Below are 24,311 nucleotides of genomic sequence, written 5' to 3' on the forward strand. Positions count from 1 at the left end.
AGATTAATTTACCAAAACTTCTTTAATTCTTCTCATTGCTTCTCTCAATTCTTCTTCAGAGGCTGCATAAGAGAATCTGATACATTCCGGGCTTCCGAAAGAAACACCACCGACACAGCCGACATGAGCATGCTCTAATAAGAACATTGCAAAATCGTCTGCATCCTTAATTTCAGTTCCCTTGAATGTTTTTCCGATGTAATAGGAGATATCAGGAAAGAAATAAAATGCTGCTTTAGGTAGAAGAACTTTGAATCCCGGGATATCTTTCATCAGGTCAAACATTACGTTTCTTCTCTGCTCGAAAGCATCAATCATGTACCTGTATTCTGACGGATCAGTCTGTAACGCAACAATTGAAGCTCTCTGAGCAACGGTATTGGCTCCACTGGTCATCTGTCCCTGAACTTTCTCACAGGCTTTTGCAAGCCATTCCGGACATGCGGAGTATCCTATTCTCCATCCGGTCATGGCAAATGCTTTAGACATTCCGTTGATCACGGCGGTCTGCTCATACACTTCAGGAAACTGAGCGATAGAAGTAGCCTGGGTTTCGTAGTTGATATATTCGTAAATTTCGTCTGAAATTACTGTTACGTGGGGATATTTCGCAATAACCGCAGCTAAAGATTTCAGTTCATCATAAGTGTAATATCCTCCGGAAGGGTTACATGGTGAACTGAAAAGAACGGCTTTGGTTTTATCTGTAATTGCTTCATCCAGCTGCTCTGCAGTAATTTTGAAATCAGTAACATAAGAAGCAGGAAGCATGACAGAGTTTCCACCCATCATTTTGACCATCTCATCATAGCTTACCCAGTAAGGAGTAGGGAGGATCACTTCGTCCCCGTCATTGATGATGGCTGCCAGAACATTGATGATGGCCTGTTTTGCTCCGTTTGAAACGCAGATCTGTGTAGGTTTATAGTCTAAATGATTGTCTCTTTTTAATTTATCTGAAATCGCCTGACGCAGTTCCAGGAATCCCGGGACAGGAGAGTAATGGCTGTAATTTTCATTAATGGCATCAAAAGCTGCCTGCTTGATATTTTCCGGAACATCAAAATCCGGTTCGCCTAATGTTAAAGAAATTACGTCTATTCCGTTGGCCTTCATTTCTCTGGCCTTGTTTGACATTACGAAAGTCTGAGAGTATCCTAGTCTGTTGACTCTGTCTGAAAGTTTGTTCATGTATTCTTTTTGTCGTTTGAACAAATATATATAAAAACTGAATCCTAATGAAATGAAGACCCATATATTTTGAAAGACCGGGCTTCGAAAATACATGAACTGATATATTATCTGCAAAAAATAAAGACTGAATCTGAAATAAAACTTATTTTTGCTTTTTATATAAAATCGTATGTCAGCAGCGTTAATTCAAAAATATTTTCCGGAACTTTCCGAAAAGCAAATCGGGCAGTTTTCAAAATTAGAAAGTTTGTATGGTGAATGGAATGAGAAAATCAATGTTATCTCAAGGAAAGATATGGAATCGCTTTACGAAAAGCATATTCTGCATTCTCTGGGAGTTGCGAAAGTGATGGAGTTTGCCCCCGGGACAAAGGTTTTGGATATCGGAACCGGTGGTGGTTTTCCAGGGATACCTCTGGCTATTTTATTTCCTGAAACCCAGTTTACGCTTATAGATTCTATCGGAAAGAAAATCACTGTGGTGAATGCAGTTGCAGAAGGAGTAGGTCTTACAAATGTAACCGCAATTCACGGAAGAGCGGAAAAAGTGAAAGAAAAATTTCATTTTGTAGTAAGCCGTGCGGTAACGCAGATGCCTGAGTTCTTAAGATGGCTGAAAGGGAAATTTGAAAAAGAACAGATGAATGCAAAACATAACGGAGTCTTATACCTGAAAGGAGGGGATCTCGCTGAAGAACTGGCAGGATTAAAATGTGAACTGTTTAACCTTAAAAATTATTTTGAAGAAGAATTTTTTGATACTAAAAAAGTAGTTTATTTATCAAAAGGTAATTTTAATTCATAATTTGATCGTTTTTAAATACTATTTTTTAATAATTTTAGTTCATTAAATATAAATCATTACCATATTATGAAATCTTTTCTGAGTGCAAGCCTTCTGATCATGTTTGTTGGAGTTTCATCAGTATCCTGTAAAGATGATGACGAGTATGAAACCATCCAATCAGTTGGTAAAGTAAAAATTGACAGCATAGCTATTGTTAATGATACAATGGATGTTTATTCAGTACAGAGCATCAGAACATATTCAAGTTACGCTTCAGGGTGTCAGGGTTTCTACGGATATGATTATATTCATAACGGGAATTTCGGCAGGGACGTCACTGCTTACCAGTATCAGTCTAATGGAGCCTGCCAGCAGGCAACCCATCAATCGGCCAATCAGTTTAATTTCAGTCCACAGCAGACAGGAATCTATACTTTCAGATTCTGGAAAGGGGATAACAGCTGGATTACGAAGACAATTGTTGTAGAATAATGAGAATAATATTTTTAATTTTTATATTATTTTCCGGTAGTATATGGAGTCAGCGGATCGAGTGGAAAGAAGACCGTAAACTGATCTGGAATAATTTTAAAAGTAAAATCAATAATCAGAGAGGGAAAGATATCGTTGCTTATACGCATTGTGGCTGGGTCTATTCTGTAGTGAAATCATCAAATCCAAAAGGTGCTGCCAAAGTAGATATCAAAACTATTTTCAATGAGGATCAGTCATGGAAAGACGATAAAAGAATAAATGATTATGTTTTGAATCACGAACAGAAACATTTTGATATTGCAGAAATCTATGCCCGGAGAATAAGAAAAGAAATTATTGAAAAAATAAAAACAACCGGCGATTACGACCGGTATTTTCAGACTGTCTATAACAGGATCTTAAAAGATTATAAAAACTTTCAGGCTCTTTATGACGGTGTAACAGAGCATGGAATGAATAGAGAAAAACAGGCTGAATATGATGCTCTGATCAGTGAAGAGCTTGAGCAATTAAAAAATTACAGAAAACTTTGAAGTTTCTCAATAAAATAATTGACAGGTTATTGGAACAGAATGCAGATCTGTCTCATTTTAATATCGTATTACCCGGTAAAAGACCCATTGTTTTTATCCGGCAGATTCTTGAAGAACATCAGTACTCCGGATTTCTTCCTAATTTTTTTACCATTGAAGAACTCATTGTAGATATCGTCGGTCAGCAGACGATCCAGGGGATTGCCTTATGGCTCTTTGCATTTGATGTGTACAAGACATTAAATCTTATTCCCAACGATGATTTTGCTGAATTCCTAAAATGGTTTCCTACCCTCCAGAAGGACTGGGATGATATTCTTAAATTTTCTGAAAGCGATAGCGCTGTTCTGCAATATATGTTTGATGAAGAGCGGATCAAAGACTGGGCGCAGGATCTGGGTGATGATGAAGATGTTCCCAGAAAAAAGTTTCTGAATTTCTGGAGAAACATGAATGTTTTCCTTCCTGTCCTGAAACAGAAATTAAAAGAAAAGAACTGGGCAACGCCGGGAATGATCCATGAATCGGCAAAAGCAAAGATCGTTGATTTTGCCAAAACAGTAGATAAGCATTTTGTTTTTTGCGGTTTTAATGCTTTTACACCGGTTGAAGAAAAACTCTTGAGAAATCTTTTACAGTGGGATAAAGCACAGTGTTATTTTCAAGCTGATCATTATTATTTTGATGATGAGAGGCAGGAAGCCGGAAAATTTCTCCGCAGTCATAAGCTGTGGAAGGAATTTAATGACAGCAGAGCCTTTACCTGGATAGAAGATGATTTCAGGCAGCCCAAAAATATCAAAATCTATGAAGTTTCAGGAAATGTGACACAGACTAAAGTTCTTCCTGATCTCTTTAAGGATATTGATAATAAAACCTATACCAATACAGCAGTTGTCCTTCTGGATGAAAACCTTCTGCCTGCGAGTCTCGATGTCATGCATGATATTGAAAACTTAAATATAACAATGGGTTTTCCTTTAAAAAACCTTTCTTTTTCGAATGCCGTCAGACAGCTTTTTTACCTTCAGAAACAGTTGGAAAAAAATAAATCTTCGTACTATTACAGGGATATCTTTCCCATTCTGGAAGAGCTTCCAAGAGCGGAAAATGACGAAGCGGTTATCAATGAATTTAAAGCAAAGATTGAGGAAAGAAACATTGTCTATATTTCTGCAAAACTTATGGATGAGCTTTTAAGTAATCTTTCTTATTTTAATCTGCTTCAGAAAGCCGGTTCCGGGTATCAGTTTTTAGATCTGCTTATTACATTTTGCCAAAAGATAAAATGGACGGAACTCGATGATATACAGTATGAAAATGTATCTCACTTCGAGAATGCATTCAGGATCATCAAAAACCAGATCACCCCTTACGGTTTCGAAATAAAGATGGAAACCCTGGAGATTCTGATCAATCAGCATATCAACTCTGAGAATATCGATTTCCAGGGAGAACCCCTGAAAGGATTACAGGTAATGGGCCTTCTGGAAACCAGGCTTCTTAATTTTGAAAATGTGATCCTGCTTTCTGTAAACGAGGGAAAACTGCCGCTTGGAAATTCACAGAATACTTATATTCCTTTTGATATCAGAAGGCACTTTGACCTGCATACTTTTCTTGAGAATGACAGTATTTATGCCTACCACTTTTACCGTCTGATTCAGGATGCGGAAAATGTTCATTTGCTTTTCAATGCTCTGAGTTCAGGAGTAAATACAGGTGAAAAAAGCCGTTTCATCACTCAGATTGAGATGGAAAGCGATCATAATATCGAGCATTTAATTGTTGAGAACGCTTCAGAGCCCATTTCCAGTCAGCCAATTGAAATTAAAAAAACGGATATTGTAATGCAGCAGCTGGAAAAATGGAAGGAAAAAGTCTCCGCTTCGCATCTTACCAGTTACCTGTACAATCCGATTGATTTTTATCTTTCCAAAATTTTAAATACTTCGGAAACTGATGAAATTGAAGAGGAACTTTCTATAAGGAATTACGGAAACCTGGTGCATTACACTCTTCAAGAGATCTATGAGGTGATAAGAGGTAAAATTCTTAAAGTAAATGATTTACAGGATTCAATTAAACTGATAGATGAGTATATTAACAAAGCTATCGAAAAACTGAAACATCAGCCTGAGTTCTATAACAAAGGAATGAATTTTATTCATAAAGCGATTGCTAAAAAAGTAGTCATCAATATTCTGAATTATGATCTGGATTTGATAAAAGGCGGAAATTCCTTAGAAATTATTGATATCGAAAGAAGATTTGAAGGGGTTGATTTTTATCTGGATGAAACTATAAAAGACAAAGTATCTTTCTTTGGATTCATTGACCGGATAGACCGGCTTAACGGAACCGTCAGGATCATTGATTATAAAACGGCAAAAATTAAAAATTTAAGTGTGAAAATCGATTCTGAAAACAGAGATCAGTACTTCCACAAAGATGACCGCAAGCAGGCATTACAGCTCTGCATTTATCAATATGTTGTCCAGAGCTTACCGGAATTCTGGGGTTTTCCTGTTGAAACAGGAATATGGAGTTTTGCAGATGCGAAAAAAGGAGTGGTATCGCTTGAGTTTGCACAGGGAAATCTGGATGATGCAATGCAGTCTGTTCAGAGCCTGATTATGGAAATTCTGAATCCTGAGATAAGTTTTATCGAAAATATTAAAACCTATTCCTATTAAGAGAAAAAGGTGACCGGAAAAATTCAGTCACCTTTTTTATAATCAATGTAAATCTCTGAGTGTAAAATTCAAAGATTTTTTAAAAAGCATTAAAACCGGTAATATCTAAACCTGTAATCAGTAAGTGGACGTCATGCGTGCCTTCATAGGTAATCACCGATTCAAGATTAGCAGCATGCCTCATCATCGGAAATTCACCCATGATGCCCATACCTCCAAGAATCTGACGGGACTCCCTTGCAATATCAATCGCCATTTTTACATTATTTCTTTTCGCCATAGAAATCTGGGCAGGAGTAGCCTTATGATCGTTTTTCAGATTCCCTAACTGTAAACAGAGCAGCTGCGCTTTTGTAATTTCAGTTAAAAATTCAGCTAACTTCTTCTGTTGAAGTTGAAATGCTCCGATGGGTTTACCAAATTGTTTTCTCTCTTTGGAATACTGTACTGCGGTACAGTAACAGTCAATCGCAGCACCGATCACGCCCCATGAAATGCCATATCTGGCTGAGTTCAGACAGGATAAAGGTCCTTTTAATCCTGTGACTCCCGGTAGCAGGTTTTCCTTCGGAACTTTGACGTTGTTAAAGACCAGTTCTCCTGTCTTCGAAGCTCTCAGGCTCCATTTGTTATGAGTTTCCGGTGTTGTAAAACCTTCCATGCCCCTTTCAACAATCAATCCCTGTACTTTTCCGTCTTCATTTTTAGCCCAGATTACTGCAATATCGCAGAGAGGCGAGTTGGTAATCCACATTTTGGCACCATTTAAAAGATAATGATCCCCCATATCCTTAAACTGAGATTCCATAGAACTTGGATCTGAACCGTGGTTAGGTTCTGTAAGACCAAAGGAACCGATCATTTCACCGGAAGCTAATTTGGGTAAATATTTTCTTTTCTGTTCTTCAGAACCGAATTCATTGATCGGGAACATCACCAGGGAACTCTGTACAGAAGCTGCTGAGCGCACGGCAGAATCTCCTCTTTCAAGTTCAAGCATGATCAGTCCGTAAGAAATCTGATCAAGACCGGAACCTCCGTACTCTTCCGGAATATAGGGTCCTAAAGCCCCGATGCTACCCAATTCTTTCATCAAGCCCGGTAAATCTGTATGATCCTGAGCAGCCTGATCGATATTCGGCATCACAAAACTTTCAACCCAATCTCTTACTGACTGACGGATAAGCTTGTGTTCTTCAGTAAGTAAGGCATCAATTCCAAAGTAATCGGGAATGCTGGTAAGAGGATAATATGACATGTAATTTAATTTTCCTAAAAATAATACTTTTCACATTCTCCGGGAAAATTTTTTAAGAAAAATATGAAAACTACTTTTTAATGAATTTATAGAGATAAGGTGCTTTATTGGCAGAACCGTCAAACAGTTTTTCCATTCTCTCCAAAGAGTTCATGCTCAATATTTTACGTTGGAAATTATTACGTCTGAATTTTTCTCCCAAAATGGTTTCGTAGAGTGACTGCAGATCTTTCATCGTAAACTTCTCCGGCAAAAGATTGCTCGCTGCAACCTGGGTATCAATGTTTTTACGTAGATATTCAAGGCCTTCGGTGATGACACGGTCGTGGTCAAACGCCATAGCAGGCAGTTTGTTGACTTCAAACCAGGCACAGGTTTCATTGAAAGCATCCGGAAAGGTATTGGTAAGTGAAAAATCAATCAGGCTGCAATATCCGACCGTTATAAATCTCTGCAGGATCCAGTGGTCTTTCGGCACATCAAGTCCCTTATTTTTAATTAAAGTTTTATGAACGTTGTTTTCTGTACGGTTTAATCTCCCAAAGGTATGAAACTGTTCCAAAAAAAGACCTTTAAGGTGTGTCCTTTCATATAAAACACGATCAGCTGCCTCTCTCAAATCCTCATCAATAAAAACAAATCCCCCGGGAAGTGACCATAAATTAAGATCATGATATTTGAGAAGCAGGACTTTTAAGATATTATCATGAAAACCAAATATGGTGCAGTCTACGGAAAGGTTGGGAATAAAGTCTTTACTTTCAACAAGCTGCTTTAGGGTTTCTATATTTCTGTTATGGTCAGTTTTCATGCTGTAAAAATAAAATTATTTTTTAGATTTTATCATGACTAAGTTTAAAATAACAATAGGCTAATAAAGAAACCATGAGCACAGCTCCTAAAATATACAGTGAGTAATAGGTAAGTATCTGATTTTTAAATAAAAGAGAGATCGTTATTGAATTGATTGAACTGCTGACTGATGATACAATAACAATCAGAGAGGTGAAAGTATTGATCTTATTTTTGTCAATTTTAGCAATCATCTTAGAATTAATCACCGGATAGAGGGGGGCTAGAAACAAACCGATAACCGGAAACAAAAAAAGTAAAATTTTTGCCCCTTCCATAAAATAAAACTGAATGACGGAGATGGTGATCAGGAGAAAGATGATTATCATCACGCATACCATAAAATATTTGGATAAAGGAAATCTTTGAATGATCCTTGATGTAATCGTCCTTCCCGTATAGGAAAAAAGTGCTAAAAAAGAAGAAGCCTGAAGCGCAAAGAAGGAATTGACTTTCAGGTGATCTTTATAAAAAGCAGGCAGCCAGGAATTAAAACTCTGCTCAATAAAGATAATAAAAAAACTTACCGCAAAAAATAAGATGAAAGGTATCTTGCCAAATCCTGAAAGGTCAGGCAGAATTCTACGGCTTCTGGCTTCAGGCTCTGCGATTTTGGAGACAACAAAAAGATAGGCCGTAAAGAAAGAAAGGAGAGAGATCAGCATAAACCCAAATTTCCAGTATTCACTGTACGTACTTGAAATGAGCCATCCAAAACCCGTGTTTACAACAAAAATACCGATCATGAAAGAAGCTTCTACGCTGTTCATGGTTTTAGCGAGTGATTTTTCTTCGGTCATGTTATTCCTGATAATTCCGTAGACACATATTTTTCCGATGGAAAAGCAGGTGCCGATGATCGCAAACCATAATTTATAAAACCAGAATACTTCGACGAAGGGCAGAAATAATGAACAGACTCCAACGAGAATGAGAGCTGATACTAATGACTTTTTTGTTCCGAATCTGCTGATGAAATTTACCGCAAAAAGTGAAAAAAGAGCAATGGGTAAATCTTTGAATGATTCCAGGAAACCCAGTTTATCATAGGTGATTTTCTGTTCGGAAAGTTGCAGAATGACGATTCCCATGCAGTTTAATACCATTGCAAAAATCAGGAAGGTAAATTTGAGAGGAAGAGAAATATTCGGTTGCCGGGCGTTCATTCGGGGGATTTTTTTATTGTTTTTTTGTTGAATTTAACAGTTTATGTCCGCTCATTTATGCCTTTCAGACCCCAAAAATAGTGGAAATATTAAAATAATTATTAAATAAATGTTAATTAATCAAAAAAAAATATATTTTTATTGTCTCAATTTGAGAATTAAAAAACTAACTGTATATGAATGTAAAAATATCAAGAAGTTTAGGGTTTGTTGCTGTACTGTACTTTACGGCAAATTTCAATGCCCAGAACACGACTACTGACACAATTCAAAAAGAACAGAAAATTGAAGAAGTAGTAATGATTGGTTACGGTACTCAGAGAAAAAGTAATGTAACAGGAGCTATATCAAGTATAAAGGCTTCAGATATTGAAGATATTCCGGCTGGAAGACCCGAGCAGGTTCTGCAGGGACGTGCAGCAGGAGTTTCTGTCATATCAAACTCAGGACAGCCCGGCTCACCGGCAACGGTAAGAGTTCGTGGAATTACGAGCTTTGGTGCAGGAAGCAATGATCCCCTTTGGGTTGTTGACGGAATTGTTGTTGACAATATTGCATGGCTTAACCAGGCTGATATAGAAGGGATGGAGATTCTCAAAGATGGTGCTTCTGCCGCAATTTATGGGGTTTCTGCTGCAAGGGGTGTAATTCTTATTACCACTAAAAAAGGTGCAAAAGGAAGATTAAATCTTTCTTATAATGGTTTTTTCGGTGTGGGAAGTGCTGCTAAAAAACTTGATTTGCTTGACGCTTCACAATATGCAACAATTATGAATGAAGCCAATATGAATGACGGACGGAATGCTTTATTCGCAGATCCGGCATCATATGGTAGAGGAACAGATTGGCAGGATGTTATTTTTAACAGTGCCCAGCGCTCATCTCATGATTTCAGTATCAGTGGAGGAAGTGATAAATCTACTTTCTATACTTCTTTCGGACTTTATGAGCAACAAGGTATTGTAATGCGTGATATTTCTAATTACAAAAGATTGAACGCAAGAATCAATTCAACCCATAAAGTGCTTGATTGGCTTACCATCGGACAAACTTTAGCCTATACTCATGTTAAAGCGCAAGGTATTAATGAAAACGGTGAATTTGGTGGTCCGTTAAGTTCAGCTATTAACCTGGATCCTATCACTCCTTTGACAGTAACAAATGGGATAGCTAACCAACCTTTTCCAAGTGACTATAACAACCCATTTATAGTACGGGATGACTTTGGTAATCCTTATGGAATTTCACACTATGTAAATAAAGAAATGTCTAACCCGTTAGCATTTCAGCAAACTCAATTAGGAAGAAACAGGTATTCTGACGATTTTATCGCCAACGTATTTGCAGAAGTGAAATTTTTAAATCATTTTACTTTCAAATCCAGTATAAATGGTAAGCTGTCATATTGGGGCAATCAAGGCTTCAGTCCTAAGTTTTATTTGAGTCCATCTCTTAAAAATGACACCTTCAACAGTCTTTTTAGAGAAACACAGAAGAGATTTGACTGGAATACTGAAAATACAGTTAACTATCAAAACAAATTTGGAGATCATAATTTAAATCTGCTATTAGGACAGGGATATTATGAATTTAATATTGCATCGGGTCAGAATACCACATACACGAATCTTCCTGTGAACAGTTGGGAAGATGCCTCATTTAATTTTGATATAGCTCCGGAAAACAGAACGGGTAATGCATGGGATGGAAAAGAAACCCATAAAACATCATATTTTGCCAGAGTAGTTTATGACTACAGAAACAAATATCTGTTCACAGGTACAATACGTAGAGATGGTTCTTCAAAATTTGGTAGAAATAATCACTGGGGGAATTTTCCTGCAATGTCGTTAGGTTGGAATTTATCTAATGAAAATTTCTGGAGAGAAAATAATGTTGTTAACAGCGTAAAACTGAGAGGAGGATATGGAGTTCTGGGAAATGACGGTATTGATGATTTTCAGTTTGCGAGTTTTCTGGTACCGGGAAGTAATTATTCATTCGGGAATAATAATATCAACATAGGATATGCCCCCAGTACACTTGAAAATCCAGATTTAAAGTGGGAAAGAACTTCTCAGTTAAACCTGGCAGTGGATTTGAAATTATTTAAGAATTTTGATTTAACAGTAGACGTCTATAGAAAAAAGTCAACGGATATTTTGAGACGAGTTAATATACCTGGTTACGTGGGCGTTACCAATAATCCTTGGAGAAATATTGGGGATATGAACAATGACGGTCTTGAACTGAGTCTTGGATATAAAAAGAATTGGGATGACTTCGGAATTAGTGCTAATGGAAATTTCGGATATCTTAAAAATGAGATAACGAGATTAGAAGATGGTAAAGTGTTTGAAAATTTCGCATCTTTCCAATCTATGGGAGCTGTTTCAAGATTACAGGTTGGTGCACCTTACGGTTCGTTCTTTGGATATCAGAATGCAGGAATCTTTCAGACGCAAGCTGAAATTGATGCTTATAGAAATGCGAACGGAGGCTTAATTCAGCCAAATGCGAAACCTGGAGATTTCAGACGTACGGATGTAAATGGTGACGGCAAAATTACAGAAGATGATTATGTAAATTTGGGTAACTCTGTTCCAAAATATACTTTCGGGTTTACACTGAATATGAATTATAAAAACTTTGATTTTATGCTTTTTGCGCAGGGGCAGGCAGGAAACAAAATTTTTCAGGGATTAAGAAGGTTAGATATTCAGGATGCAAATTACCAGACCGCCATTCTTGATCGCTGGACAGGTGCCGGTACTTCTAATACTATAGCAAGGGTTACCAGAGATGACCCTAATCAAAACTACACAAGGATGTCTGACTATTATCTTCAAAATGGTGATTATCTGCGTTTGAAATTAGTACAGATCGGTTATACACTTCCTAAAAATATTTCTCAGACAATAGGTGCCAGTAAAGTGAGATTTTATGTAACAGGTGAAAATATCATTACTTTTACGAAGTATACAGGTTATGATCCTGAAATTGCAGGAGGAGATACTTTTGGTATAGACAGAGCATATTATCCTCAGTCAAGAACTTTCCTTTTTGGTGCTAATGTTCAATTTTAATTAAAGAAAAAATGAAAAATAAAAGATTTTTATATAAAAGTTTATCGGTGTTGCTTTTAGCAGGAGCAACTTTCGGTGCAGTTTCCTGTAACGATTCTAATCTTGAAGATGTAAAAAATACAGGAACATTTGACACAGAAAATTATTTCAAAAACGAAGAACAGTCTTTCAGTGGATTGGTGGCAGTATATGATTTATTAAGAAAATACTCCGGTGGTTTTGAAAATGATGTTACATTTTTCAACGCAGCGTCAGATGATTTTTTCTCTGGAGGTGGTAGTTCTACAGACGGAGCTGGTATTCAGGGAATGTCAAATTTCACCATTAACCCAATTATTATGCCTGCAAGTTATTGGAGGGATTACTATCAGGGGATTGCAAGAGCAAATCTATTAGTTGATAGAATTCCTAATGCAAATATGAATGATCAGACCAGAAAGAGATTTGTTGCAGAAGCAAAAACACTTAGATCTCTATACTATTTTGAGTTGATAAGAATGTTTGGTCGAGTTCCATTAATTCTGACTCCTATTAAATCAAATGATGACTACTATAATATTCCTCAGGCAAATGTTGCAGATATCTACACGCAGATTCAGACAGATATAGTAGCCTCCATAGCTGATTTGCCAATGACCGCAACCGGAAATGACAGAGGCAGAATAACACAGGGAACTGCACGTGCTATTCTGGGTAAAATTTATTTATATAATAAAAAATATAGCGAAGCTGCAACTCAGTTTGAAATGGTGAATGGAGCTCCAGGTGGAACAAGCCAGTATGGTTACAAATTAGTTGGTAATTTTTCAGATTTATGGGTGATAGATAACAAATTTACCACTGAATCAATCCTGGAAGTTATGCACACTAATAAAGGGAACTCAGACTGGAGTTTTTGGGGATCAGGAAAAGATGAAGGAAATTCTGTCAATCAAATGATAGGGATTATTTCTTATGGTAAAGTAGCACCTCCTCAAGGTGCTCCGGCTAATAATGCTCCGGAAATGGTTTCAGGATGGGGCTTCAATCCGATGACAGTAGACTTATTTAATTTTATGCAGGGCGATCCCCGTTTGGATGCAACTGTTTTTAATGCTAAAAAATTGGTTCAGGAAGGTAAGATTACGTATTCCGGAGGATTTAAAGATACAGGATATTTCCTGAATAAATATATGCCCAGAGAAGCAGATAAATCTCCTCTACCCGGAACACCAGAACTCAACTTTCGCCAAAATTATATAGCAATAAGATTAGCAGACACCTATTTGATGGAAGCGGAAGCGCTAAATGGATCAGGCTCAAGAGCTCAGGCGTTATTGGATGCAGTGAGAGCAAGAGTAGGCTTGGCTTCAGTTCCTGTTTCAATGCAGGCTATTAAAGACGAGAGGAGAAGAGAGTTGGCTGGTGAAGGGCACAGATTCTTCGATTTGGTAAGATGGGGTGATGCTCCTGCAAAATTAGGTGCAAAAGGATTTACCGCTGGAAAAAACGAAATATTACCAATTCCTTTTAATGAATTGACAAATACAGCTTTAAAACAAAACCCCGGCTATTAAAACATGAAGTTTCAAATTTTATATAGTTTTTTTTTAAAAAGTATCACACCGCTCTTTTGTGGTGTGGTACTTTTGCCTTTATCATCATGCAGATCGGTATCCAATACTGATCAAACCATTCAGGTCTGGCTGACCAAAGGTGATGAAACCGTAAAATTACAACAGCAGAATCCTGTCACTTTTGTAACTGATTCTATAGGCTTTCAAGATATTGAAATTGATGATACTCAAAAATTTCAATATGTTGACGGCTTTGGATATACATTGACCGGGGGGAGTGTTGAAGTCATCAACCGTCTTTCGCCATCTAAAAGGAAAGCCTTACTCCATGAACTTTTCGGAAATGATAAAAATTCTATTTCACTTAGTTATTTAAGGCTGAGCATTGGTGCTTCAGATCTGGACAGTGAAGTTTTTTCCTATAACGATCTGCCACAAGGTCAGACCGATCCTGAATTATCAAAATTCAGTCTGGCAAGGGATAAGGATCTTATTTTGATGTTAAAAGAAATTTTAGCTATCAATCCGAAAATCAGAATCATTGCGGCTCCGTGGTCACCTCCGGTTTGGATGAAAGATAACGGAAAATCAATTGGAGGAAGTTTAAAACCCGAATTTTACGATACCTATGCAAATTATTTCGTAAAATATATTCAGGGAATGAAGAACGAGGGAATTACCATTGATGCAGTTACTCCTCAAAATGAACCGCTGCATCCCGGAAATAATCCGAGTCTGCTCATGGTTTCCGATCAGCAGAGAGATTTTATTAAACAGAGTTTAGGTCCGGTTTTTAAATCAAATAATATTAAAACCAAAATTGTGGTTTACGATCACAACTGCAACAAACCGGAATATGCTATTAATATTTTAAATGATCCTGAAGCAAATCAATACATTGATGGCTCAGCTTTCCATTTATATGAAGGCGATATTTCTGCTTTAAGCACAGTATATCAAGCTCACCCGGATAGAAATCTATACTTTACAGAACAGTGGACGGGTGCCAAAGGAACATTCAGCGAAGACTTAAACTGGCACACCAAAAACGTTGTTATCGGCTCCATGAGAAACCACAGTAAAATGGCACTTGAATGGAATCTTGCCAATGATTCTGAATATAAGCCACATACTCCCGGAGGCTGTACAGAATGTAAAGGGGCACTGACCATCACTGATCAGGATCATGTAGTAAGAAATGTTGGATATTATATCATTGCTCATGCTTCTAAGTTCATTCCTGCAGATTCTCAGCGAATAGCTTCCACTCAAACAGGCGAGCTTTCAACAGTTGCTTTTAAAACTCCGGAAGGAAAAACTGTTTTGATTGTTCAGAATAGTAGTGACAGAGATGAACATTTTAATATTAAGTTTAAAAATAAAAAAGCTCCGGTAAATATTACAGCAAAATCGGTTGCAACATATATTTTTGAAATTAAATGAGTTTTTTTAAATCATTTATTTTAAATTATTGTGGAAATTTCTAATTAAGACGGCTTTGTGAAACTTAAAAACACTAAATGCTTTTAAAAAAAATTGACCTCTGTGTTCAAATTTCATAAAAGAGAATCAATTTTAGTAATAAAATTTAATTACAATGAAAAGACTTCATTTCATACTGATATTTACAGCATTCGGATTCAACGCATTCGGGCAAAAAACAATTGATCAGAGAGTGTCAGAACTTTTGTCTAAAATGACTTTGGAGGAAAAAATAGGTCAGCTGGTACAGTATAGTGGTTTTGAGTACGCCACAGGACCACAGAATTCAAATTCTGCCAATGTCTTAAATGAAATAAAACAGGGTAAAGTCGGCTCAATGCTGAATGTAGCCGGAGCAGAAGAAACCAGAAGATTTCAGGAACTGGCTTTAAGATCAAGATTGAAAATTCCATTGCTGTTTGGTCAGGATGTTATTCACGGTTACAGAACTACTTTTCCTGTCAACCTGGGGCAGGCTGCAAGCTGGGATTTGGGATTGATTGAAAAGTCCGAGAGAATTGCGGCAACAGAAGCATCAGCGTACGGAATTCACTGGACTTTTGCACCGATGGTCGATATCGCACGAGATCCCAGATGGGGAAGGGTCATGGAAGGTTCAGGAGAAGATACCTATCTCGGAACTAAAATAGGTCTGGCAAGAATCAAAGGTTTTCAGGGAAAAGGTCTGGGGAATAATGATGCCATAATGGCCTGTGCAAAACACTTTGCAGCCTATGGAGCAGCAGTGGGAGGAAGAGATTACAATTCTGTTGATATAAGCTTAAGGCAGCTGCATGAAACATATCTGCCACCTTTCAAAGCAGCTGCAGAAGCAGGTGTTGCAACGTTCATGAACTCCTTTAATGATATTAACGGAATTCCTGCAACCGCAAACAGGTATATTTTAAGAGATCTGTTAAAAGGGCAGTGGAACTATCGCGGATTTGTAGTTTCTGACTGGGGAAGTATCGGTGAGATGGTTCCTCACGGATATGCAAAAGACAATAAAGAAGCAGCTGAAAAAGCAATCATTGCAGGAAGCGACATGGATATGGAAAGCCGTGCTTATATGGCTGAACTTCCAAAATTGGTTCAGGAAGGAAAAGTAGATCCCAAATTAATTGATGACGCAGCAAGAAGAATTTTAGTTAAAAAATTTGAGATGGGATTATTTGATGATCCTTACAGATTCAGCAATGAAAAAAGACAGAAAGAGCAGCTAAACAATCAGCAGAATAGAAAATTCGGAAGAGAATTTGGATCTAAAAGCATCGTACTGCTCAAAAATGATAAAAATATTCTTCCTCTTTCCAAAACCGTTAAAACAATTGCCCTGATCGGTCCTTTCGGTAAAGAAACAGTTGCGAATCACGGTTTTTGGTCGGTTGCCTTTAAAGATGATAACGAGAGAATTATAACGCAGTTTGACGGGATTAAAAATCAGCTGGACAAAAATTCAACCCTTCTGTATGCCAAAGGTGCAAACGTAGATGATCAGGACAGGTCAATGTTTGCAGAAGCAGTAGAAACTGCAAAAAAAGCAGATGTTGTGATCATGACTCTAGGAGAAGGCCACGCAATGAGCGGTGAGGCTAAAAGCAGAAGTAATCTTCATTTTTCAGGCGTTCAGGAAGATCTTTTAAAAGAAATAGCAAAGACCGGGAAGCCTGTTGTTTTAATGATCAATGCTGGAAGACCTTTGGTTTTCGATTGGGCAGCAGACAATATTCCAACCATCGTTTACACTTGGTGGCTGGGAACGGAGGCTGGGAATTCAATTGCTGACGTGCTGTTCGGTACCGTAAATCCTGCAGGAAAATTACCGATGACTTTTCCGAGAACAGTGGGTCAGATTCCTGTTTATTACAATCACTACAACACGGGAAGACCTGCGAAAAATAATACCGACAGAAATTATGTTTCCGCATATATTGACCTGGATAACGACCCGAAATTTCGTTTTGGCTATGGTTTGAGTTATACTCAGTTTAAGTATGCTGATATGAAATTAAGTTCAACAAATCTGAAAGGAAATCAGGCGTTGAATATCAATGTGAATATATCCAATACCGGAAATTTTGATGGGGAAGAAGTAGTACAGCTCTATATCAGGGATCTGGTGGGTAAAGTCGTTAGACCGGTGAAAGAATTAAAAGGTTTTCAAAAAGTACTGATCAGAAAGGGAGAGAGTAAAAACATCAGCTTCACCTTAACTCCTGAAGATTTGAAATTCTATGATGATGAATTGAACTATGATTGGGAAGCCGGAGAATTCGAGATTATGATCGGAACAGATTCTCAAAATGTTCAGACAAAGAGAATTAATTGGGAAAAATAAATATTTGTTTTACAAAACTGAGAGCGGGATGAAACCCGCTTTTGGCGGTAGAATATCAACTTTAATAATACATTAAAGAGTTTGAACGCAAAAATTAAATATTGAGAATATAGATTTTAGGAAGCAAAAATTTAATTAATGAAATTAATTTTATAAAGCGGGCTTAATCAGCGACTTGTCGCAGATCTTTGATCTCCTAAAATTATATGGATTTAAATAAAAACTTTGCGTTGAAATATAGTGCTATTAAAAATTAAACTTAAACTTTGAATAAAAAATTTCAACAGATCATCACCATTTTAATCGGAGGAACTCTAGTTTTTTCCACGTTAAATTGTGCATCCAACAAACCCGATTCAAGCAGAAAATTAATCTGGAGTGACGAGTTTAAAGGCAAAGGTTTGCCGGATTCTACAAAATGGAATTATGATGTCGGAGGTGATGGTTACGGAAATAATGAAGCCCAGTATTACACAAAAAACCGGCTTGAGAATGCAAGAATCGAAGGTGGAAAACTGGTGATCGAGGCCAGAAAAGAAAATTGGGAAAAGAATAAGTATACTTCGGCAAGACTTTTAACCAAAGGTAAATTTTCCTTTCAGTATGGGACAATCGAAGTGAGAGCTAAACTTCCCAAAGGACGCGGGACTTGGCCGGCCATCTGGATGATGAGCGAAAATATGAAAGACTGGCCGGATGACGGTGAGCTTGATATTATGGAACACGTTGGTTTTAATCAGGGATTTGTGCATGCTTCTGTGCATACAAAGAAATACAATCATATCATCGGGACACAGAAAACCGATACGCTGATGGTAAAAGATGTGAGTGAAAAATTTCATATCTACAAAGCTGACTGGACGCCGGAAAAAATTGACGTCTACATTGATGGTCAGAAGTTTTTCACTTATGAAAACAGAGAAAAAACCTATGAGTCATGGCCATTTGATCAGCCCTATTTTATCATCCTGAACTTAGCGGTCGGAGGCTTCTGGGGAGGAAAAAATGGAATTGACGATTCTGTCTTCCCACAGAAATATTATATAGATTATGTAAGAGTGTACGAAAATAAATAATATAACAATTGAATTCCACTCCTTTTGAGAGGTGGCCAAATATAAATATAAAAAAAAAGAAGAAGAAGAAATAATGAAAAAGGTAATCGTAAGTTGTTTTGTCATAGGAATGGCCTGTAATGTAAATGCCCAGAATTACTGGAAGAAAAACGCAGGGAAATCTGCAAAAGTAATCTTCACCAATTCAAAAACCAATGAAAAAATGGTAGATAAAGGAATGGTGAGATTTGAAAAAATGGGACAGCCAAAAGAGACGGATGCCTGTATTTTTGTGGATCCTGATTTTAAATATCAGAAATTGATCGGTATCGGAGGTGCAATCACCGATGCTTCTGCTGAAACATTCTATAAACTTCCAAAGGACAAACAGAAAGAAATTATTGAAGCATACTATGGAAAAAACGGGTTGGGTTACACAGTGGTTCGTACCAATATGAATTCCTGTGATTTCTCAAGTGACTCATATACCTATGTGAAAGAAAATGACAAAAGTCTGCAGTCCTTCAATGTTGCGCATGATGAAAAGTTTAAAATCCCAATGATCAAAGAAGCCCAGAAGGCCATCGGAAATCAGTTTACGTTTTACTTTTCTCCATGGAGCCCGCCTTCATGGATGAAATCCAATAAAAGCATGCTGAAAGGAGGACGTTTGGAAAATCCGTTTTATCAGACCTGGGCAGATTATTATGTCAAATTCATAAAAGAATATCAAAAGAGGGGGATCAATGTATGGGGATTAACCATTCAGAATGAACCGATGGCAACTCAGACTTGGGAATCCTGTATTTATACTGCTGAAGAAGAAGGGGAGTTTCTTAAAAATAATTTAGGTCCCACACTTTGGAAAAACGGATTTAAAGATAAAAAAGTGATGATCTGGGATCATAACAGGGATCTGATTTATCAGAGAGCAACCACAACCTTAAGTGACCCCGAAACGTCTAAATATGCCCATGGAATAGGGTATCATTGGTATGAAACATGGAATAATAAGACTCAGCTTTTTGACAACTTATCAGAAACTCAAAGAGCTTTTCCGGACAAATTTTTAGCATTCACTGAAGGTTGTAAAGAGCAGTTTGACCTTTCTAAAATTTACGATGTAAGTTTGGGCGAACTGTATGGAAAAAATATGATCAATGATTTTAATAAAGGAACTGCGTTATGGACCGACTGGAACATTCTTCTTGACGAAACAGGAGGTCCGAACCATGTAGGGAATTTCTGCTTTGCTCCGATCATTGCTGACACAAGAACGGGGGAAGTTCATTACACGTATGAATATTATTATGTAGGTCATGTTTCAAAATTCATCAAACCTAACGCTCAGAGAATCGGAAGCTCGTCAAACAGAGCCTCTTTAACTTCCACTACTTTTATGAATGAAAACGGACAGCTGGTGACAGTCATTATGAATGACTCTGAAACAGACATTGACACCAATCTCTGGATCGAAGGAATGTCTGCAAAACTTTCTGCACCTGCCCATTCCATACAGACGGTAATATTATAGACTTCATATTAACATTTATTTTTAAGGATCGGCGGCACGAGAGTACTGCCGATTTTACTTATGTTTTTTTAATTTAAAGGTACCGGTAAAATAATCAAAAAAGCCGGAGTATCTGAATACTCCGGCTTTACTATTTTGATTGGATATAAAATCTTATCTGTTAAATGTCATATTTTTCAATAACTTTCTGAGTTACCCCTGTATTGCTGAATCCTCCGTCATGGAATAAATTCTGCATCGTTACTTTCTTGGTAAGGTCTGAGAAAAGAGTGACACAGTAATCTGCACATTCCAGGGCTGATGCGTTACCTAATGGAGACATATCTTCAGCATATCCTAAAAACCCGCCGAAACCTTTAACACCGCTTCCTGCAGTCGTAACGGTAGGAGACTGAGAAACTGTATTTACACGTACTTTTCTGTCACCCCAGTAATATCCGAAAGTTCTTGCAATACTTTCTAAATAAGCTTTGTTATCAGACATATCGTTGTAATCCGGGAATGTTCTCTGTGCAGCAATGTAAGTAAGTGCCAGGATGCTTCCCCATTCATTCATACAGTCTTTCTCCCAAGCCGTACGCATTACTTTATGAAAAGATACAGCTGAAATATCCCAGCCTTTTTCTGTCCAGTCATAATTCATTTCTGTGTAATGCTTTCCTTTTCTTACATTTACGGACATTCCTATAGAGTGAAGGATGAAATCTATTTTCCCGAATTTTGCTATTGCAGCATCAAAAAGTTTATTAAGATCTTCAGTGGAAGTTGCATCCGCACCAATCACTTCAGAACCTGTTTTTTCAGCTAATCCGTTGAGCTCTCCCATTCTCAAAGCGATAGGAGCATTGGATAAGATAAATTCAGCGCCTTCTTCATGGCATCTTTCAGCAACTTTCCATGCGATAGATTGTTCATTAAGGGCTCCAAAAATAATTCCTTTCTTCCCTTTAAGTAAACCGTATGACATAATTTTTTAATGTTTAATGTTTACAAATGTAGCAATAATTTATGTTTGGGGCATAATAAAAAACGGAGCCTTTATAAAAAGGTTCCGTTTTCTTTGAATATATTTAAAAGACTGAATTTTCTAATTCGTTTTCTTGTTCCACTCTGCTTTTACATCTTCGGCAGCATCTTTTGTTTTTTCCCATGCATCACTTGCACCGTCTTTGATATTTTCCCAGGTATCTGAAGCATTGGCTTTCACTCTGTCTAACCAGTCTTCCTGAGTCGCTTCCTGATCGTTATCACGTTTTTCCTTGATATAATCTCTCGCTTTATCAGCTAAATCACTGACTTTCCACTTAGCATCACTTGCAGTACTTCTTAAAGAGTCTTCAGTATTGTTAACTGCTTTTTCTGCTTTGTTGTAATCTTGATTGTCCATAATAATATAGTATTTAAGTGTTATATACATTACAATAAACAAGAACTATTCCTAAAGAAAAATGACATTGTTAAAGTTTTCATAAAATTTAGTTATGCTTAAAACAGTATAAAACAAAGCTATCTGACGGAACAAAATCATCTATTTGAATTTTAAAATTGCGAAGCTATACGAAAATGATTCTGATTAGATGTTTAAACTTTTTAATAATAATGAAATATTAAAATAAATTAATGGTAAAATTAAATTTATGATAATGATTGTATTGATTATGTATCAATAAGATATATCTTTGCGGAGTAAAAACTAAGACATGAACAACAAATTAATGCTCATTGCTCTTCTTCCTGTTTTTTTATCTAGTAAGATACAGGCTCAAGTAGGGATAGGCACAACGACTCCGGACAGTTCGGCAATTCTGCATTTGAACGATCCTAAAAAAGGGCTTTTGCTCACCAGCATCGCACTCACTTCCGCAACAGACGCTTTAACAATTCCATCTCCTGCCACCGGTCTTCTGATCTGGAATAACGGGAGCGGAGGATTCATTCCGGCAGGACTGTATTTCTGGAATAATTCTAAATGGAATTCTTTGTCCGGCGGCGCCAGCTCTTTTTCAAACACCACATCAGGCTGGTCAACTTCAGGTGACAATCTGGGAAATTATGGTGGAGCAGGCACTAACCTCTCATTGGGAACTTCCCAGTTTGATGATCTGATCTTTAAAGTTAATTCTTCATTTGCAGGAAGATTGGGCACCAATGGAAATGTCGTTTTCGGGCCATCTTCAAGTGCTTTCCAAAACGGCGTGGCTCTGGGGACAAATTCCACAACTACCGCGAATGAAAGTACGGCAATTGGAGCTAACTCTTTTGTGTCGGGTCAGCAGTCGGTAGCATTAGGATATAATTCCAGAACGACCAAGAATGAAAGTGCAGCGGTTGGAACTAATTCCTCAGCTTCAGGATTTCAGTCTATTGCGCTGGGATATAATTCCAAAACAAATTCTAATGGCGAAACTGCTTTAGGACATAATGCCCAGACTAACGGCGAAAATTCGACTGCCTTAGGTTCAGGTTCAAAGGCCATTGGCCTTAAATCAGTGGCTTCAGGTTTTAACTCACAGTCAACAGGTGAAAACTCTCTGGCATTGGGGGTAGGTTCTCTCTCATCAGGATTAAATTCTGTTGCCTTAGGCTCTTATTCACAATCTGGTGCAGAAAATGCTGTAGCGGTAGGGATTAGTTCTATATCCACTGCACATAATGCAACTGCAATCGGATATGGTGCTTCCGCCAGTCAGGTTAATTCAGTTATTCTCGGAAATTCAGTTGCTAACGTAGGGATAGGAACCAGTACTCCTAATATCAATACGAAGATTGATGTGTACGGACAATACAAGTTGGGGGAGAAAGGAAATATTCAGAAAAATCAAATCAGTTTTGAAGTATATACTGGTGGCGCCAATACTTTAAATGCAGGAGAAACGACTGTCTTCGATATTTCTGTTCCGGCAGGTTTTGAGCCTTCCACTACCAGAGCAACCATAACAGTCACTCCCGCTCCTGACTTTATCGGAAATACGACCCTTGCAATTTCAAATGCAAGAATGACCTCGGTTTCAAGTGTTAAGATTAATCTCACCAACCTGACCAACAGCCCAACAACATTGACCCACGGACATTTTTATGTAATAATTAATGAATTTTAGATCTGCAAAAGACAAGAATAATATTATTTTTTACGATCCTTACAACCTACGGATTTTTAACTTCTGAGCAGATTCATCTAAAGTCAATAAATATTAAATGAGATGAACGCTTTAAGCAAGCATAAAAGGATATCAGAAGATTATACGGATTAGTCTAAATAGAAAAGGATTTCAATTATGAAATCCTTTTCTATTCTTTATTTGATTATTCTTTCCAGAACCCACTCAATCAGATTTGCTTCAGACTGATGGTGATTGGCAGAAAATTCTCCACGCCTTCTGTTGGCAATCACATTATTGACGGTAACCGCTTTGTGCCCGAGCAGTTTTGAAAAGGCGTAAATGGCCGAAGTTTCCATTTCAAAATTGGTAATTCCCAGCTCATTTAAAGTTTCAAGAAACCTTTCGTCCAATGCTTTCAGACGAAGTTCTCTTCCCTGAGGGGCATAAAACCCGGGAAAAGTCGCCGTGTTGCCGTGATATTTTGCATCTTTAAAAACCTCTCCCAAATCTGCTGACCATTCCGAGAAATAAAGCATAGGCTTGATTTTTTCGTAAGGGAATTTTTCTGCGAAATTTTTTGAAAATTCATTTTCAAAACGGTGATCCTTGTAGAAATGCATTAAGCCGTCAAAACCTACGACATTTTGAGTCACCAGCATATTGTCAACCTGAACATCAGGATTTACACTGCCACAGGTTCCCATTCTGAAAAGTTCCAGTGTTTTGTGACCGGTTTTGAATTCTTTTTTCTGAAGATCAATATTGACAAGAGCATCGAGCTCATTCATGACAATGTCAATATTCTCAGTTCCGATTCCTGTAGACATCACAGAAATTCTCTCTCCCCGCAAGGTTCCGGTATGGGTATAAAATTCTCTCTTGTTTTTTTTGATCTCTACTTTATCAAAATATTTTGAGACTTTTGGAACACGGTCGGGATCTCCTACCAGAATTACTTTATCTGCGATATCTTCCGGTAAAAGGTTTAAATGATACACGCTTCCGTCTTCATTCAGTACAAGCTCTGAGGCTGCAAGTTTATTCAGCATACAATTATTATATAGTTTGATTGATCATCTGTAATCCTGAATTTTTCAGGGATTTAAAATTAATGAAAATTAAACGAAGCAAAATATAAACATTATTTAATTTTTCGTTAAAACTGCAGTAATATACTG

The 24,311-nt window shown here is 37.4% G+C and carries 18 protein-coding genes; 11 read left to right on the forward strand and 7 right to left on the reverse strand.

What is annotated here, in order from left to right; translation table 11 throughout:
- Positions 1 to 3 precede the first annotated feature (3 nt).
- Positions 4 to 1,191, reverse strand: a complete 1,188-nt coding sequence (locus AC2A07_RS02050) for a pyridoxal phosphate-dependent aminotransferase (protein WP_484048992.1) — start codon at positions 1,189 to 1,191, stop codon at positions 4 to 6.
- Between the two features lie 172 nt (positions 1,192 to 1,363).
- Between AC2A07_RS02050 and rsmG the strand changes: the two genes are divergently transcribed.
- From rsmG to AC2A07_RS02070, 4 genes are all read left to right on the forward strand, one after another.
- Positions 1,364 to 1,999: a 16S rRNA (guanine(527)-N(7))-methyltransferase RsmG gene (gene rsmG, locus AC2A07_RS02055; protein ID WP_484048993.1), complete on the forward strand. Its 636-nt coding sequence runs from the start codon at positions 1,364 to 1,366 to the stop codon at positions 1,997 to 1,999.
- A 66-nt stretch (positions 2,000 to 2,065) separates the two neighbouring features.
- A complete protein-coding gene (locus tag AC2A07_RS02060) occupies positions 2,066 to 2,473 on the forward strand; it encodes a hypothetical protein (protein ID WP_484048994.1) in 408 nt (135 codons plus the stop codon).
- Entirely contained in the window at positions 2,473 to 3,009 is a 537-nt protein-coding gene (locus tag AC2A07_RS02065) for a DUF922 domain-containing protein (RefSeq protein ID WP_484048995.1), read from the forward strand. Before AC2A07_RS02060 ends, AC2A07_RS02065 begins: the two co-directional genes overlap by 1 nt.
- Entirely contained in the window at positions 3,006 to 5,705 is a 2,700-nt protein-coding gene (locus AC2A07_RS02070; RefSeq protein WP_484048996.1) for a PD-(D/E)XK nuclease family protein, read from the forward strand. The genes AC2A07_RS02065 and AC2A07_RS02070 overlap by 4 nt, the downstream gene beginning before the upstream one ends.
- Before the next feature lie 79 nt (positions 5,706 to 5,784).
- On the opposite strand, the gene AC2A07_RS02075 is transcribed toward AC2A07_RS02070, so the two are convergent.
- The 3 genes from AC2A07_RS02075 to AC2A07_RS02085 form a co-directional block, all read right to left on the reverse strand.
- Complete coding sequence (locus tag AC2A07_RS02075; RefSeq protein WP_484048997.1) at positions 5,785 to 6,963, reverse strand: acyl-CoA dehydrogenase family protein; 1,179 nt, start codon at positions 6,961 to 6,963, stop codon at positions 5,785 to 5,787.
- A gap of 70 nt (positions 6,964 to 7,033) precedes the next feature.
- Complete coding sequence (locus tag AC2A07_RS02080) at positions 7,034 to 7,774, reverse strand: NUDIX hydrolase (RefSeq protein ID WP_314490500.1); 741 nt, start codon at positions 7,772 to 7,774, stop codon at positions 7,034 to 7,036.
- A 22-nt stretch (positions 7,775 to 7,796) separates the two neighbouring features.
- Positions 7,797 to 8,981, reverse strand: coding sequence for an MFS transporter (locus AC2A07_RS02085; protein ID WP_484048998.1), 1,185 nt, complete (start codon positions 8,979 to 8,981; stop codon positions 7,797 to 7,799).
- A 176-nt stretch (positions 8,982 to 9,157) separates the two neighbouring features.
- Here AC2A07_RS02085 and AC2A07_RS02090 point away from each other — a divergent pair, with 176 nt between their 5' ends.
- The 6 genes from AC2A07_RS02090 (at position 9,158) to AC2A07_RS02115 (ending at position 20,032) form a co-directional block, all read left to right on the forward strand.
- Entirely contained in the window at positions 9,158 to 12,067 is a 2,910-nt protein-coding gene (locus tag AC2A07_RS02090) for a SusC/RagA family TonB-linked outer membrane protein (protein WP_484048999.1), read from the forward strand.
- Between the two features lie 11 nt (positions 12,068 to 12,078).
- Positions 12,079 to 13,623 (forward strand): RagB/SusD family nutrient uptake outer membrane protein, encoded by a 1,545-nt coding sequence (locus tag AC2A07_RS02095; RefSeq protein ID WP_484049000.1) that lies wholly within the window; start codon positions 12,079 to 12,081, stop codon positions 13,621 to 13,623.
- Between the two features lie 3 nt (positions 13,624 to 13,626).
- Positions 13,627 to 15,066, forward strand: a complete 1,440-nt coding sequence (locus AC2A07_RS02100) for a glycoside hydrolase family 30 protein (RefSeq protein WP_484049001.1) — start codon at positions 13,627 to 13,629, stop codon at positions 15,064 to 15,066.
- Between the two features lie 154 nt (positions 15,067 to 15,220).
- Positions 15,221 to 17,443, forward strand: coding sequence for a beta-glucosidase BglX (gene bglX, locus AC2A07_RS02105; RefSeq protein WP_484049002.1), 2,223 nt, complete (start codon positions 15,221 to 15,223; stop codon positions 17,441 to 17,443).
- Between the two features lie 266 nt (positions 17,444 to 17,709).
- Entirely contained in the window at positions 17,710 to 18,519 is an 810-nt protein-coding gene (locus AC2A07_RS02110) for a glycoside hydrolase family 16 protein (protein ID WP_484049003.1), read from the forward strand.
- A 73-nt stretch (positions 18,520 to 18,592) separates the two neighbouring features.
- On the forward strand, positions 18,593 to 20,032 hold the full coding sequence (locus tag AC2A07_RS02115; protein ID WP_484049004.1) for a glycoside hydrolase family 30 protein: 1,440 nt from the start codon (positions 18,593 to 18,595) through the stop codon (positions 20,030 to 20,032).
- A gap of 160 nt (positions 20,033 to 20,192) precedes the next feature.
- On the opposite strand, the gene AC2A07_RS02120 is transcribed toward AC2A07_RS02115, so the two are convergent.
- Positions 20,193 to 20,999 carry an enoyl-ACP reductase FabI gene (locus tag AC2A07_RS02120; RefSeq protein WP_314490523.1) on the reverse strand — a complete coding sequence of 269 codons (807 nt, stop codon included), beginning with the start codon at positions 20,997 to 20,999 and terminating at the stop codon, positions 20,193 to 20,195.
- 120 nt (positions 21,000 to 21,119) lie between these two features.
- Positions 21,120 to 21,419: a hypothetical protein gene (locus tag AC2A07_RS02125; protein WP_484049005.1), complete on the reverse strand. Its 300-nt coding sequence runs from the start codon at positions 21,417 to 21,419 to the stop codon at positions 21,120 to 21,122.
- A gap of 313 nt (positions 21,420 to 21,732) precedes the next feature.
- Here AC2A07_RS02125 and AC2A07_RS02130 point away from each other — a divergent pair, with 313 nt between their 5' ends.
- Positions 21,733 to 23,130, forward strand: a complete 1,398-nt coding sequence (locus tag AC2A07_RS02130) for a hypothetical protein (RefSeq protein WP_484049006.1) — start codon at positions 21,733 to 21,735, stop codon at positions 23,128 to 23,130.
- Between the two features lie 197 nt (positions 23,131 to 23,327).
- Here AC2A07_RS02130 and AC2A07_RS02135 read toward each other — a convergent pair whose 3' ends face one another.
- Positions 23,328 to 24,182 carry a nucleoside phosphorylase gene (locus AC2A07_RS02135; RefSeq protein ID WP_484049007.1) on the reverse strand — a complete coding sequence of 285 codons (855 nt, stop codon included), beginning with the start codon at positions 24,180 to 24,182 and terminating at the stop codon, positions 23,328 to 23,330.
- Positions 24,183 to 24,311: the final 129 nt, after the last annotated feature.

This window comes from Chryseobacterium sp. HNCC26DJ238, assembly GCF_057180465.1.